The following is a 15239-nucleotide window of genomic DNA, read 5'->3' as shown; positions in this document are numbered from 1 at the left end:
TCTTTTTAAAAGCGAAACGGATTTATGCTAAAACACTCAGCGCATCAACTCTCCCGCCTCTCTGCTTTTATAAAGTATTCGCTGAGTGCCACACTTTACTCAGCTTTATTCGTGTTGCCAGTCTCCGCGGTTGAATTCAACACAGATATGATTGACGTTGAAGACCGAAGTAATATTGATATTTCACAGTTTGAGAAAAAAGGCCACATCGCGCCGGGTAGCTATCTCGTCCGCATTCAGGTCAATAAAAACACGTTGCCTCAATCCGCAACAATGGAGTGGATCGCAACGGAAAACGAAAGCGGTTCGCAAATTTGCGTGAATGCCGGGCAGTTATCCGCTTTCGGGCTGAGCACCGATTTTATTTCGCGGCTCCATTATTCTCAGGACGGACGTTGCCTTGATCTTTCGGCTGTTCCGGAACTGGGCTTTTCCCTTAATAAAGGGACGATGGTGCTTTCCGTCACCGTTCCCCAGGCATGGATGAAATATCAGGCGAAGAACTGGACGCCGCCGGAATATTGGGATGAAGGCATTGCGGGTGTTTTACTTGATTATAATCTCTATGCCAGCCAGTACGATCCGCACGGGGGCGACGACAGCCAGAATATCAGCGCCTACGGCACGCTCGGGTTTAACCTCGGCGCGTGGCGTCTGCGTTCAGATTATCAGTATAACCAAAACTTTCGTCACGGTGAGTCTACAGGCAGCGACAGCAGTCTGGCACGAACCTATCTCTACCGCCCTATCCCTTCGCTGTCATCAAAAGTGACGCTGGGGCAATATGATTTAAGCTCAGATATTTTTGATACCTTCCACTTTACCGGTGCCTCACTGGAAAGTGATGAAAGTATGCTGCCGCCTGATTTACAAGGTTATGCACCACAAATTAGCGGCATCGCACAGACCAATGCCAAAGTGACCGTCTCCCAGTCTGGCCGCGTTCTTTATCAAACAACCGTCGCGCCGGGCCCGTTCACCATTTCAGACCTGGGTGAAACCTACCAGGGACAGCTGGATGTGGTGGTCGAAGAGGAAGATGGGCGCAAAACCACCTTCCAGGTGGGTTCATCCTCAATCCCCTTCCTGACCCGAAAAGGCCAGGTGCGCTATAAAACATCCCTCGGTAAGCCCACCGCTACGGGCCATAACGACATCAATAACCCGCTTTTCTGGACAGGTGAACTCTCGTGGGGCTGGCTGAGTAATGTGTCACTGTATGGCGGCACCCTGCTGACGGCGGATGATTATCAGGCCATGACCACCGGTATCGGCTTCAACCTGGATTCGTTCGGCTCGATCTCTTTTGATGTGACGGGCGCCGAGGCCACGCTCCATCAGGGAAAAAATGAGACACAGCGTGGGTATAGCTATCGCGCCAACTACGCAAAACGTTTTGAGGCGACCGGCAGCCAGATCACCTTCGCAGGTTATCGATTCTCGGATAAAGAATATGTCTCAATGAGTGAATATCTCGCCTCCCGGGACGGAGATACCTCAACGACAAACGAAAAAGAGAGTTATGTTATCTCCTTCAACCAGTACCTTGATTCGCTGGCATTAAATACCTATCTCAACGTCACCCGTAACACCTACTGGGACAACAGCAGCAACACAAACTACTCCTTTTCGCTGAGCCGCAATTTTGATATCGGCAACTTAAGAGGTTTATCCGCATCGCTGGCGCTAAGCCGCGTGCGCTGGGACGACAGCGACGAAAACCAGGTCTATTTCGCCTTCACCCTCCCGCTGGAGCAAAGTCGTAGCATTATGTACAGCTACCAGCGCTCAGGCGGCGACAGCGCATCTCATATGGCTTCTTACTATGACGCCTCCGATCGCAACAATACGTGGAACCTCTCTGCCTCTACGACGGAAGACGATTTGCGCGAAGGCGAACCCTCATTACGCGGCGGGTATCAGCACTATTCCCCTTACGGACGCCTCAATCTTTCAGGAAGCGTTCAGCCCAATCAATACCGTTCAATCAGCGCGGGCTGGAACGGCTCAATCACCGCCACGCGGCATGGCGTAGCCCTGCATGATTACAGCCCGGCCAATAACGCCCGCATGATGATCGATGCCGATGGTGTTGACGGAATTGAGGTCAACAGTTCGCGCACGCGTACTAACGCATTCGGTATTGCTGTCGTCCCCTCACTCAGTAACTACACCACCTCCACGGTGCGCGTTAACAGCAACACGCTGCCTGATGGCGTGGATATAGCAACCTCCGTTATTCGCACCACGCTGACGGAAGGTGCCATTGGTTACAGCAAGCTGAACGCCACCACGGGCTACCAGATTGTCGGCATTATTCGACAGGAAAACGGTCAGTTCCCTCCTTTGGGCGTCAGTATCGTCGACAGCGCTACGGGTAAAGAGGTTGGTCTGGTTGCCGAAGAAGGGTTCGTTTATCTCAGCGGGATTCAGGAAAACAGTACGTTACGTCTCACCTGGTCTGACAAAGCGTGTGAAATCACGCCGCCGAACCAAAGTAACCTTAACGGTGACGCTATATTTTTACCTTGTAAAACAGTGCATTAATTCAGGATGAATAAAATGAACATCACGATGATTTCAAAAGGACTTATCTGTTTCCTTGGCACGTGCAGCTTTGCCTGGGCCACCGTATCGCCCGACAGAACACGCATCATTTTCAACGCCTCAGCAAAAAGCGTGTCGGTCAGACTGATAAACCAGAGTAAAACCGATCCTTATCTGGCTCAGTCGTGGATTGAGGATAAAGAGGGTAAAAAAACGCGCGAGTTTATCTCTCCTGTTCCGCCACTGTTGCGTATCGAGCCGGAGGAACAGGCGCAGGTTCGCCTGATGGCGCAGCAAAACCTCAGCCGACTTCCAGCCGATCGAGAGTCGCTGTTTTATTACAACATGCGGGAAATCCCCCCCAAAGCCGAGCAGAAGAACGTGATGCAAATCGCCATGCAAAGCCGCCTTAAGCTGTTCTGGCGGCCAAAAGCCATTGAGCTGAAGGAGGGCCAGTTTGTTCCGCTGGATAAGGTAGTTATATCCCGCGCCTCGGGTACGCTGCAGTTTAAAAACAGCAGCCCCTATTACATCACCGTGGGCTATATCGGACTGAACGGTAAAACCTTATTGCCGGGCGCAGAAAGCGTAATGATTGAGCCGTTTGGTCAGGCCAGCCAGTCACTGGCTAATCTGCCCGCTGAATTTCAGGTCGGCTATATCAGCGATTATGGCGGTCTGGAAATGTTTAAGGTGAGTTGTAACGCGGTGCAGCCTGCCTGCCAGAGCAAGCCGGTGAATAAGGGATAATGATGAAAAAAATATATCTCGCGGTGATTGCCCTTTTATGTTTGTTCTCATCCTCCGCATGGGCGATGGACTGTTACAAAGATTCAATGGGCGGCCAAAGTCTGGTCACAACAACGCTCCCGACGTTCACGGTCCCAGCCAACGCCCCAGCCGGACAAAAAATTTGGGAAAGCGGCGATTTGCTGGTGACGGTATATTGCGATCACGCCACCCGCGACAGTACAAAACCTGTCTCGCAGGATCCCTGGAGTGAACACGTTTATGCCTATATCCTGGACAGTTTTCATAACACCGATAGCCTGATAACCAACAATCCCTATCTGGCGTTTGGCGTAACCTATAACGGTATTGACTATGACATCCCCGATATCAAAATTGATACGGGAGCCTGCCTTGATAAGCAGGATGATAAGTGGGGTGACTACAAGGAAGCAGCCTGCAATGGCGTCACAATTCAGAAAAACGTCACGTTTAGCGTGCGCTTTCGTCTCTACGTAAAGCTAAAAGCGATACCAAAAGAGCAGTTTGACTATACCTTTCCCTCCGTCACCGTGCTGACGTTTGACGGTTCAGGCGGAATCAACACGCTTTCGAATGCAAAAAACCTGCATTACGACATTACCGGGCTGTCAAATATTCACTTCCTGGACTGCGGTGTGGATATCCGGATCTACCCTGAAAATCAGATTGTGAATTTTGGCCAGTTTACGGAGAGCGCAGTCAACGCCAACGCCGTCACCTCACCGTTTAGCATTTCGACAATCCGGGATGCCACTGCTGGCTGTTCAGAACAATTTGACGTAACGACCAGCTTTTACACCACCGATACGCTCTACGATGATACGCATCTGGACATGGGAAATGGTTTACTCATGCGTCTCATTGATAAAACCAACGGCGACGTGACGTACAACCAGTATCTTCCTTTTGCAACCTATCATCCTGATGATACGGAGACGACGCTGACGCACGACTATACGGCGGAGCTAACCCGTAAACCTGGTGAAGCCGTTATTCCTGGACCATTCAGTAAAGACATTATTGTCAAAATCAATTATCAATAATTGATCAAAAAGCAGACCAGCATCTCCTGTTGGTCTGCTTATTTAGCCCCTCGATCTCTTTTTTCTGCGTAAGCCATTCACTTCAATAATTAATAAACACATACTTAAAGAGTCTTTAATTATTTTTTAATCACGCATTGTTACAATTAGCTTTAGAATACAACCGCCTCAAACATCAATATCTCTTAAATATTATTCATAACAAGGATATTTCATGCGAAATATTTCAAAAACACTTTTGGCGGTTGCTTTAGGCTCTTTTATCTCTGGCAATGCACTGGCAAGCGATCAGGGCTCCGGTAAAATCACCTTTAAGGGCGTTATTATTGACGCACCATGCAATATTGCACCAGACAGTATTGATAAAGAGATTGAGCTTGGCCAGTTCACCACGGCGGTGATGAATGTGAATAAAAAATCCACGGCGGTACCGGTTGATATCAACCTGGAAAACTGCCAGCTAGACGCAGCGGATGAAACCGCAACGCCCGTCACCAAAGTGGACGTAACCTTCAGCAGTACCGCTACCGACGCAACCGATACCAGCCTGATGAGCAACACCTATGCGGGCGGCGCGCAAAACGTGGGCGTTCGTCTGCTGGATAATGCGGAGTCCCCTATCACGCTTGGTACGGCACAAACTGTCGATCTTTCTGCGGGTTCAACGACCCAGACGCTGCACTTCAAAGCGCAGATGGAAGTGGTCGATGGTAAAACAGCAACGGCAGGCCAGGTCGAATCTACCGCGAATTACGTCCTGTTGTATAAATAAGCCCATACCGTTAATTATATTTCGGCTGGCAATATATTTGCCAGCCATTGCCGTAATTTTATTTGAGAGCTGAATGATGAAATACAGTGCATTCTCGATCATCATTGCTGGCTTTCTTACGCCTCTTCCACTGGCCGCCGTTGAATTTAATATTAACGCTATCGATAAAGATCAGCGCGGCAATGTTGATTTATCCCAGTTCAAAGATAAGAACCACGTTGCGCCGGGTCATTATTTCGTTAACGTTGCAATTAATAATACGCCACTCGCTAACGGCTGGCAGTTAGCCTGGTATAAAAAAGGCGATACAACGGAAGTCTGCATTCCGTCCGATCTGGCGGACACTTTTGGTCTGGACGATAAATACCGCAGCATGCTGACGGTTAACGCGGGCTGTGTCGACTTTTCCCCACTGCCGCAGGTTCGTTTCGAGTTTATTCAGGCGACGCAAACGCTGGAAGTCACCCTACCTCAGGCCTGGCTACAGTACCGTTCCACCAACTGGATGCCACCCGCGACCTGGGACAACGGTGTCTCAGGCGTGCTGCTGGATTACAATCTGTTTGCCAGCCGCTATCAGCCAGATGAGGGGTCAAGCAGCGATAACGTCAATACCTACGGGACCGCTGGCGCCAACCTGGGCGCCTGGCGACTGCGGGGAGATTATCAGTACGCCCTTAACCGTACGGATGGGAGGTCGCAGAGCGACGGCCGCCTTTCTCGCGCCTACCTTTTTCGTCCTCTGCCTGCACTTGGCTCAAAGTTCACGCTGGGTGAGTCAGATTTTCAGTCGGATATTTTCGACGGATTTTCCTACACCGGAGCCTCACTTATCAGCGACGAGCGCATGCTCCCCTGGTCTCTGCGCGGCTACGCGCCACAAATTTCTGGTATTGCTCAGACGAATGCCACCGTGACCGTCAGCCAGGCAGACAGAATTATCTATCAAACCAAAGTCCCACCGGGCCCTTTCGTCATCCAGGATATCAACCAGTCCGTACAGGGAACGTTGGATGTCATCGTCGCCGAAGAAGACGGTCATACCAGCACCTTTCAGGTTTCTGCTGCTTCTGTGCCTTTCCTGACGCGAAAAGGCCAGGTTCGCTATAAGCTGGCGGGCGGTAAACCCCGTCAGGACAGCTCGCATCAGGTCGAAAGCGAGGCCTTTTTAAGCAGCGAATTCTCCTGGGGCGTACTGTCCCGGACCTCCCTGTACGGCGGGATCCTGAACAGCGGTAATGATTACCGCGCGCTGGCGGCTGGTATCGGGCAGAACATGGATATGCTGGGCGCGCTGTCATTTGATGTCACCCAGGCCAGCAGCCAGCAAGAGGGAGAAGCAAAGCAGACGGGATACAGTTACCGCATCAACTACAGCAAGCGTTTCGACACCACCGGGAGTCAGCTCACGCTTGCCAGCTACCGCTACTCCGACAGCCGCTTTCTCAGCTATGCCCGCTTTCTTGAAAAAGACCGGGATCACGCGGAAACGGAAAAACAGACGCTAAGCATCACTGCCAGCCAGTACATTCCCGCCCTGTCGCTAAACCTTTACCTTGGTCTGCTGCGCCAGACCTGGTGGGACAGAGCCCCCTCCACCACCGGCACACTCACGGCAGGATACAACTTCGACCTTGGCCGCTGGAAAAATCTTGGCGTGACGGCCTCATGGAGCAAAACACATTATCAGGATCAAGGCGATGACACGCAGGTTTACTTCTCTTTAAGCCTCCCCCTCGATCCGGATCATCGCCTCAATTACGATCTGAGAAACAGCGACACGACGCGTCAAACGCTCTCCTGGTATGACTCTTCAGACAGTAACAATACCTGGGGGATATCCGCTGGTACCGAGAGCGAAAAAACTGACGCCGGGGCGCAAGTCAGCGCCAATTATCAGCACTATGCCGGGACGGGAGATCTGAACCTGTCCGGAAGCTACAAGGCCCATGACTACCGTTCCGTCAGCGCGAGCTGGAACGGCTCGTTTACCGCAACCGCCCACGGGGCGTCGCTTCATCGCCGGAGCTACGGCAACGAACCGCGCGTGATGGTCAGCACGGAAGGGATCGACAATATACCGCTAAATATGTCCCGCGATGCCACCAACATGTTTGGTATTGGCGTCCTGCCCGCCTTTTCGAGCTATATGCCCGCCAGCGTACAGGTCAATCTGAATAACCTGCCAGAGGGTGTCGATGTCGATAACCACGTCATTCGCTCCACCTGGACCGAGGGTGCAATCGGTTATCGGCTGATTGCCTCCCGTCAGGGTCAGGATGTTGCCGGGATCGTGCGTACCGCCAGCGGCACGCCGCCTCTCGGCGCCCAGGTGCGTGAGCAGGATTCAGGCAAAGAGGTGGGCATTATCGCCCAGGACGGACATATCTGGCTGGGGGCGGTAAAAGCTGAACAGCACTTTATCGTCACCTGGGGAGACGATCAGCAGTGTCATTTCTCCCTGCCAGCTTCTCTCGACAACACTACGCAGCTGATGCTGCCCTGCCAGTAACTTATCATTATGAAATCATACGTTTATTTAGCAGCACTCCTGTTTTGTGGCTCCGGCGTCTCGCAGGCGGCAATAAACCTGGACAGGACGCGCATCGTCTTTGCCGAAAGCGATAAAGCCAGCAGCCTGACCATTGAAAACCAGAGCAAATCGCTTCCCTATCTTGCCCTCGCCTGGGTGGAGGATCGGGACGGGCGCAAAGAGGACACCCATTTTATGGTCCTGCCGCCTATTCAGCGCATTGAACCCGGCGCCTCGTCACAGGTGCGGATCGTGAAACAGGCCGCGACGCAACTGCTGCCTGAAGATCGGGAAACGCTGTTTTATTTCAATCTGCGTGAAGTGCCGCCCAAAAGCGGGAGCCTGAAAGAGGAGCGCAGCGTCATGCAGGTGGCTATGCAGAGCCGCATAAAGTTGTTCTGGCGGCCGGACAGCATTCGTAAAAAATCAGGTGAAGAGACGGAGATGCAGCTGTCGGTGACGCTGTCGGGCAAAACCATGCACCTGAAAAACCCAACGCCCTATTTCATTACGCTGGCGTGGCTGAGCAATAACGGAAAAACAATGATGCCAGGCTTCGACAGTCTGATGATTAGCCCGTTTGCGACCAGTACGCTGACGCTGAGTGAAACAGAAGGCACGGGCTACAGCATTGGTTATATTGATGATTATGGTGCGCTACGCAAGGTCAATTTAACCTGTACCGGGTCAACACCATGCACGCTAACGCCGCGCAAGGCAGGGCAAAATGCGACATCTCGCTAAGCTTTTCCTTTTTATGCTGGTGATGTGCCCCCTTAAGCAGGCGCTGGCGCTGAACTGCTACCTTGGCACACAAAATGGCCCGGTGGAGCAAACCAAAACGGTGTCAGAATTCTCAATCCCCAGCACAGCCAGGGTTGGGCAAAAGATTTGGGAATCCAGCGATATCAAAATCCCCGTGTATTGCGACAGAAATACCGCGTCAAACCATGAGAACGAAGACGTCTTCGCCTGGGTGAACCCTTATCCTTCGGTGTCGGATCCTTACTACGAACTCGGTGTAACCTACGAGGGTGGAGATTACGATGCCATCGGGCAAACCTACGGCGTGGATACCCGTCAGTGTCTGGACAACAACAGCCTGAGCAAATACACGGCCGAACAGTTAAAAGCGATGGGCTGGGAGAAATACATCTGTTCGGGGAATGCGTGGGATGTACATACCTCACGAACCTTTGCGGCACGCTTCAGGCTGTACGTTAAGCTCAAAGCGATACCGCCTCAGGGCTACGTCAGCACGCTTGGTGATTACATCGTCGTGCAGTTTGACGGCAAAGGCGGCGTAAATGCGCTTCCTGATGCCAAAAACCTCAAATATCACATTAACGGGCTGGAAAACATCAGGGTACTGGACTGCGGAGCGACGTTCAGTATTTACCCTGAAAATCAGGAGATCGACTTTGGCACCTTCAGCGCACGTGACATCGTCAATCAGGGCACGCGTACGCGAACGTTCTCGGTTAAAACCAGTAAAGTACAGGATGCGCAGTGTTCAGACGGATTTAAGATCGACTCGTCGTTCTATACCGATAGCGAGCTGACGGCCAATGATACGGCGTTGCTGATTGGTAATGGCCTGAAGCTGCGCATTCTTAACGGCACACAGCCCTACACCTTCAATCAGTATGACGAGTACGCTGATTTTACCGGTTCGGTGCTGCATTTCGAGACCACGTACACCGCTGAGCTTTCACGTGCAGAGGGAAAGGGTATCGATTCTGGCCCTTTTGAAACGGTCGTGCTGTTTAAAATTAACTATCACTAGAGACAAAAAAGCCGGGTTTCCCCGGCTTTTTCATTCTTGCACCGTTCAGCTGGCTTTGCGCTCGTGCGCCTGACGGTACTCGATCAGATCTTCAATTGTCACCACCGGCATGTTGTGCAGGCGTGCAAAGGTAATGCACTCTGGTGCGCGCGCCATGGTGCCGTCATCGTTGGTCAGTTCACACAGTACGCCTGCAGGTTTGAAGCCTGCCAGCGTCACCAGATCGATGGTCGCTTCAGTGTGGCCACCACGGGTCAGCACACCGCCCGCCTGCGCACGCAGCGGGAAGACGTGGCCAGGACGGTGCAGGTCGGATGGCTTGGCGTCATCGGCAATTGCTGCACGGACAGTAGTCAGACGGTCAGCCGCGGAGACACCGGTAGTCACACCATGCGCGGCTTCGATGGTCACGGTAAAGCCGGTACCAAAGGCGCTGGTGTTGTTTTCGACCATCATCGGCAGCTCGAGCTGCTTACGGCGGTCTTCGGTAATACACAGGCATACGATGCCGCTGCCGTGACGGATGGTCAGTGCCATCTGCTCAACGGTCATGTTTTCGGCGGCGAAAATCATGTCGCCTTCGTTTTCACGGTTTTCATCGTCAAGCACCATCACGCCGCGGCCTTCGCGCAGGGCATCCAGTGCATGTTCAACACGTTGAGTTGAAGTGCCAAAAGAGGAAAGTAGCGTCTGATTCATGGTAAAAAAACCTCATTAACATTATGGTTACCAGAATCAGGGCAGTCTTAGGAGCGCCGTATAAGCGGCAAAAAGATAACGTGAGCGGGCCCATGCCCGACTGGATCGTTACTCTCTCCCATCCGGACTTTAACCGTCGGCCCCGGAATTACACCGGATCTGCTGACCTTTGAGAGTTCACCCAAAGCGCTCGCGGGCTTTCAGCATGACGCTGATTTACCGCCGGTGGGGAATTTCGCCCCGCCCTGAGAATAAGCGAGATAACTATAACGCTATTGATTAACCTGGGCAATGCATAAGCTTCAAACAAATCTGCTTTATCCTGGAGCATGACGCGCTACAATGTTCATCAACACCGTCTTATCAAGGGAAGCCACTATGATTGACCCGAAGAAAATTGAGCAAATTGCGCGTCAGGTTCATGAGTCCATGCCAAAAGGCATTCGTGAATTTGGTGATGACGTTGAGAAGAAAATCCGCCAGACGCTGCAGGCGCAGTTAGTTCGCCTTGATTTAGTGAGCCGCGAAGAGTTTGACGTGCAGACACAGGTTCTGCTGCGCACCCGTGAAAAGCTGGCGCTACTGGAACAGCGTCTTACCGAGCTGGAAAACCGCAATACCCCGGAAGAAGTGAAGCCGGCACCAGCGATACCGCCGGTGGATGACCAGGCCTAAGTGCGGCCTGATGCCCTCACCCCAGCCCTCTCCCACGGGGAGAGGGTGAAATAACGGGCCAACTGGCCCGTTTTTTACTGACTGTCTTTCTGGATCTTTTTGATGATGTTGGTGGTTGAACACCCGTCCTCAAAGTTGAGCACCATCACTTCACCGCCGTTGGCCCAGACCTCTTCGCTGCCCGCGATTTGCTCCGGTTTGTAATCGCCGCCTTTCACCAGCAGGTCAGGCAGAATGCCTGCAATCAGGCGCTGAGGCGTGTCTTCTTCAAACGGCACAACCCAGTCCACCGCTTCCAGCGCGCCGAGCACAATCATACGCTGCTCCAGCGGATTCACCGGACGCGTTTCGCCCTTCAGACGTTTGGTCGAGGCATCGCTGTTCACCGCCACAATCAGACGATCGCCCAGCTTGCGTGCATTCGCCAGATAAGAGACATGGCCCGCGTGCAGAATGTCGAATACGCCGTTGGTCATCACCACTTTCTCACCGCGTTTACGCGCGGCGGCAACGGCCACTTTCAGCTCTTCTTCCGTCATGACGCCAAAACCGGTATCGGCGCGGCCGCGCACAGCGTTTTCCAGTTCGATTGGCGAAACGGTAGAGGTCCCGAGTTTACCGACAACCACGCCCGCCGCGGCGTTCGCGAAGTAGCACGCTTCTTCGAGGGAGTTACCCGCCGCCAGCGTTGCCGCCAGCACGCCAATCACCGTATCACCGGCACCCGTCACGTCATACACTTCCTGCGCCTGGGTTGGCATATGCAGCGGCGCTTTGCCCGGCTGCAGCAGCGTCATTCCCTGCTCGGAGCGGGTCACCAGCAGTGCAGATAGCTCGAAGTCAGCGATGATCTTCATACCGCGCTCGACGATCTCCGCCTCCGACTTGCACTTGCCCGCCACCGCTTCAAACTCAGAGAGATTTGGCGTCAGCAGCGTTGCGCCGCGATAGCGCTCAAAGTCAGTGCCTTTCGGATCGATCAGTACCGGCACATTGGCTTTACGCGCCAGCTGGATCATCTGCTGTACGCTTGCCAGTGCCCCTTTGGCATAATCAGACAGTACCAGCGCGCCGATATTGCCCAGCGCCTGATTAATGCGCTCGTGCAGCGGCTCAGGATCAACACCCTCAAACCCTTCTTCAAAGTCGAGGCGGATCAGCTGCTGGTTACGCGACAACACGCGCAGCTTGGTAATGGTCGGGTGCGTCGGAACAGAAACGAAATCGCACTTCACGTTCACGTCCGCCAGCGACTTGCTCAGCGCGCGCGCTGCATCGTCGATACCGGTGAGGCCCACCAGACGCGAATGCGCGCCCAGAGAAGCAATGTTCATCGCCACGTTTGCCGCGCCGCCAGGACGCTCTTCAATGGTATCGACCTTAACGACCGGCACCGGTGCTTCCGGGGAGATACGGCTGGTCGGCCCATACCAGTAGCGATCAAGCATTACATCGCCGACAACCATAACTCCAGCACGTTCAAACTCTGGCAGTGTTACTTTCATTCCTGACTCCAGAAAGATTCACAATTTGCGCGCGATGATATCACACTTGTTTTGTTACGCACGGTTCCACCAGCCACTTCTGCCAGCTCGCTTTCACCTGGTCGCGTTCACGGGTAAAGCAGTCGAGCGCCACATGGCCCGGCTGTTCCTGCAAGGCGAGGTGGTGCAACTCATCGCGCAGCGTGGTGTAGGCGCGGGTTAAGGCCTGTGTCTCCTGCTCATCCATGATGTCGTTTTGCGCAAGCAGCTCCAGAATGCGCACATTATCCGACCAGCGGGTCAGCTTCGGCTTGTCATGCGCGTGCAGGAGCACCAGATACTGGGTGATAAACTCAATGTCGGTAATGCCACCCTCATCGGCTTTAATATCAAACCGATCGCGGTGTTTATTGCCCAGATGCGCACGCATTTTTTCACGCATTTCGCGCACTTCGGTCTGCAACTTACTGCCTTCACGCGGGGTGGTCATCACCGCTTTACGAATGGCATCAAACTGCGTTTTTAACTGCGGATCGCCATACACCACGCGGGCGCGCACCAGCGCCTGATGCTCCCACGTCCAGGCTTCGTTTTTCTGATAATCGGCGAAGGATTCCGTTGAGGTCACCAGCATGCCAGCCGCGCCGGACGGGCGCAGACGGGCATCCACTTCGTACAGAATCCCCGATGACGTGCGGGTGCTGAACAGGTGCATAATGCGCTGGGCCAGACGCAGATAGAACTGGCGTCCGTCAATTTCTCGCTCGCCGTCGGTCATCACGTCTGCCGGGCAGTCGTGCAGGAAGATTAAATCCAGATCGGAACTGTATCCCAGCTCCCACCCGCCGAGCTTGCCGTAGCCCACCACGGCAAAACCGCGGCCTTCTCGTTCAGCAAGATGTTTTGGCTGACCGTAACGCGCCACCATCTGGATCCACGCCTGATTCACCACCGCATCGATGATCGCTTCCGCAAGCCAGGTTAAGTGATCGCTCACTTTCATCACCGGCAGCGTTTCGGCAATATCCGCCGCCGCGACGCGCAGCATCTGGGCCTGTTTGAACTGGCGCAGCGCTTCCAACTGCTGCTCTTCATCTTCTTCCGGAACGCGTAGCAGATACTGGCGCAACTCATCGCGGTAGGCATCGGTCGCCGTCGGCTGATAGAGGGTATTAGGATCGAGCAGTTCATCCAGCAGCAGCGGGTAACGCGCCAGCTTGTTGGCCACCATCGGTGACGCCGCGCAGAGCGTGATCAGGTGCTTCAGCGCCCCCGGGAATTCGCTCAGCAGTTCAAGATAGGTGGTACGCGTAATAATGCCGCTCAGCAGCGGCATCATGCGGGAAAGCGGCACCGGGGCGTCGGCACGGGAACAGACATCGCTCAGCAGGTGCGGCATCAGGTGATCCAGCACCTGGCGACCACGCGGACCAATGGCACGCTTGTTGAGTTCGAGGCGGAAATCGGCGATCAGCGCCACCACCCGATGGCGATCGTCGTCGCTCAGGTGCGCCAGCACGGGCGTAGTGTCATCTTCCTGCAGGGCATCCTGCCACAGTTCACGCCAGTGTTCAGAGAGCGTATCGTCCTGCGATTCGCTTTCATCATCGCCAATCAGCTCGTTAAAGATACGGCGCACGCCTGCCATATGCGCCTCCAGCCGTTCGGTCAATGCGGCCCAGTCGTCCACGCGCATGCCCCACGCCAGACGCGCCCGGTTCAGGTCATCCCCCGGCAGGGTCTGGGTTTGCTCGTCATTGATGCTTTGCAGCAGGTTTTCCAGACGACGCAGGAACAGGTATGCCTCACGCAGGGTTTGCGCGTCCCCCTCTGGCAGGAGATGGAGTTGCTCAATCGCCGACAGCGTCGGAAGCAACGAGCGGGATTGCAGCGACGGCTCGCGACCACCGCGGATAAGCTGGAAGACCTGGACAATAAACTCGATTTCACGAATGCCGCCCGCGCCGAGCTTAATGTTATCTTTCAGCCCACGACGGCGTACCTCACGGGCGATCATCCCTTTCATGTTACGCAGGGACTGGATCACGCTGAAGTCGATATAGCGACGGAACACAAACGGGCGCAGCATGGCGCGTAGTTCGTTGGCGTAAGCGTCGTCGCTGTCACCCATGATCCGCGCTTTGACCATCGCGTAACGCTCCCAGTCGCGCCCCTGCTCCTGATAGTAATCTTCCAGCGCCGCAAAGCTCAGCACCAGCGGGCCGCTGTCGCCAAACGGACGCAGACGCATATCCACGCGATAGACAAAACCGTCCTGCGTCGGCTGATCCAGCGCCTTGATCAGACGCTGGCCAAGACGGGTGAAGAACTGGGCATTGTCCAGTTCACGACGGCCTCCGCGCGTGGAGCCGTTCTCCGGCCAGGCAAAAATCAGGTCGATATCGGAGGAGAAGTTCAGCTCGCAGCCGCCCAGCTTGCCCATCCCCAGAATCAACAGCGGCTGAGGAACCCCTTCCTCGCTGCACGGCGTGCCCCACTCTTTACAGCAGGCGGCGTAAAGCCAGTCTCGCGCAGCGACAATCAGCGTCTGCGCCAGCTCGCTCAACTGCTGGAGCGTGCTCTCTTCACTGACCAGCTCAAGCGCCTGCGCCCAGGCAATGCGAACCATCACCCGGCGGCGAAACTGGCGCAAAACGCGCATCAGCGTGGCTTCATCCGCCACCTCAGCCAGCGCGCTTTGCAGCCAGCCTGCATAATGCCGCCACTCGTCAGCCTGCGGCGGGGCGTTTTCAAGCTCCACCAGCCAGTCCGGGTTAGCAGTAATACTTTCCTGCACAAAATCACTGAACGTGAGCACGCACTTTGCCTGCTCGCTTAACGATGACGCCGGTAATGACTCAGGCAGACGTTCGCAAACGGTCTGCCACTGCTGCTGTAACTGCGAAGAAAGCGGCATTATAGGGGTTCC

11 protein-coding genes and 1 riboswitch are annotated in these 15239 nt (G+C 54.2%); of the genes, 8 read left to right on the top strand and 3 right to left on the bottom strand.

The window, feature by feature from the left end; all coding sequences use genetic code 11:
* Positions 1-24 precede the first annotated feature (24 nt).
* The 7 genes from AC2FAK_RS11055 (at position 25) to AC2FAK_RS11025 (ending at position 9452) form a co-directional block, all read left to right on the top strand.
* On the top strand, positions 25-2547 hold the full coding sequence (locus AC2FAK_RS11055; RefSeq protein ID WP_095454895.1) for a fimbria/pilus outer membrane usher protein: 2523 nt from the start codon (positions 25-27) through the stop codon (positions 2545-2547).
* 15 nt (positions 2548-2562) lie between these two features.
* Positions 2563-3297: a fimbrial biogenesis chaperone gene (locus AC2FAK_RS11050; RefSeq protein ID WP_095454894.1), complete on the top strand. Its 735-nt coding sequence runs from the start codon at positions 2563-2565 to the stop codon at positions 3295-3297.
* Positions 3298-3299: 2 nt separating this feature from the next.
* Complete coding sequence (locus AC2FAK_RS11045) at positions 3300-4361, top strand: fimbrial protein (protein ID WP_058680858.1); 1062 nt, start codon at positions 3300-3302, stop codon at positions 4359-4361.
* A gap of 214 nt (positions 4362-4575) precedes the next feature.
* On the top strand, positions 4576-5133 hold the full coding sequence (locus AC2FAK_RS11040; RefSeq protein ID WP_040021797.1) for a fimbrial protein: 558 nt from the start codon (positions 4576-4578) through the stop codon (positions 5131-5133).
* Between the two features lie 73 nt (positions 5134-5206).
* Entirely contained in the window at positions 5207-7645 is a 2439-nt protein-coding gene (locus AC2FAK_RS11035) for a fimbria/pilus outer membrane usher protein (RefSeq protein ID WP_095454893.1), read from the top strand.
* A gap of 9 nt (positions 7646-7654) precedes the next feature.
* A complete protein-coding gene (locus AC2FAK_RS11030; RefSeq protein WP_095454892.1) occupies positions 7655-8410 on the top strand; it encodes a fimbrial biogenesis chaperone in 756 nt (251 codons plus the stop codon).
* The gene (locus AC2FAK_RS11025; RefSeq protein ID WP_095454891.1) at positions 8394-9452 is read left to right on the top strand and encodes a fimbrial protein; all 1059 of its coding nucleotides are present in this window, start codon (positions 8394-8396) and stop codon (positions 9450-9452) included. The genes AC2FAK_RS11030 and AC2FAK_RS11025 overlap by 17 nt, the downstream gene beginning before the upstream one ends.
* A gap of 45 nt (positions 9453-9497) precedes the next feature.
* Here AC2FAK_RS11025 and ribB read toward each other — a convergent pair whose 3' ends face one another.
* Complete coding sequence (ribB, locus tag AC2FAK_RS11020) at positions 9498-10151, bottom strand: 3,4-dihydroxy-2-butanone-4-phosphate synthase (RefSeq protein WP_008502964.1); 654 nt, start codon at positions 10149-10151, stop codon at positions 9498-9500.
* 106 nt (positions 10152-10257) lie between these two features.
* Positions 10258-10408: riboswitch (FMN riboswitch) on the bottom strand.
* Positions 10409-10529: 121 nt separating this feature from the next.
* On the opposite strand from ribB, the gene ubiK reads away from it, so the two are divergent.
* Entirely contained in the window at positions 10530-10826 is a 297-nt protein-coding gene (gene ubiK / locus AC2FAK_RS11015; RefSeq protein WP_013098757.1) for a ubiquinone biosynthesis accessory factor UbiK, read from the top strand.
* Between the two features lie 74 nt (positions 10827-10900).
* On the opposite strand, the gene hldE is transcribed toward ubiK, so the two are convergent.
* Together hldE and glnE are read right to left on the bottom strand one after the other, a co-directional pair.
* A complete protein-coding gene (gene hldE / locus AC2FAK_RS11010; protein ID WP_013098758.1) occupies positions 10901-12331 on the bottom strand; it encodes a bifunctional D-glycero-beta-D-manno-heptose-7-phosphate kinase/D-glycero-beta-D-manno-heptose 1-phosphate adenylyltransferase HldE in 1431 nt (476 codons plus the stop codon).
* Positions 12332-12371: 40 nt separating this feature from the next.
* Positions 12372-15230: a bifunctional [glutamate--ammonia ligase]-adenylyl-L-tyrosine phosphorylase/[glutamate--ammonia-ligase] adenylyltransferase gene (gene glnE / locus AC2FAK_RS11005; RefSeq protein ID WP_095454890.1), complete on the bottom strand. Its 2859-nt coding sequence runs from the start codon at positions 15228-15230 to the stop codon at positions 12372-12374.
* Between the last annotated feature and the right edge of the window lie 9 nt (positions 15231-15239).

The sequence above is a fragment of the Enterobacter cloacae complex sp. 394F7 genome, from assembly GCF_057320385.1.
This window is presented reverse-complemented; position numbering and strand designations above follow the sequence as displayed.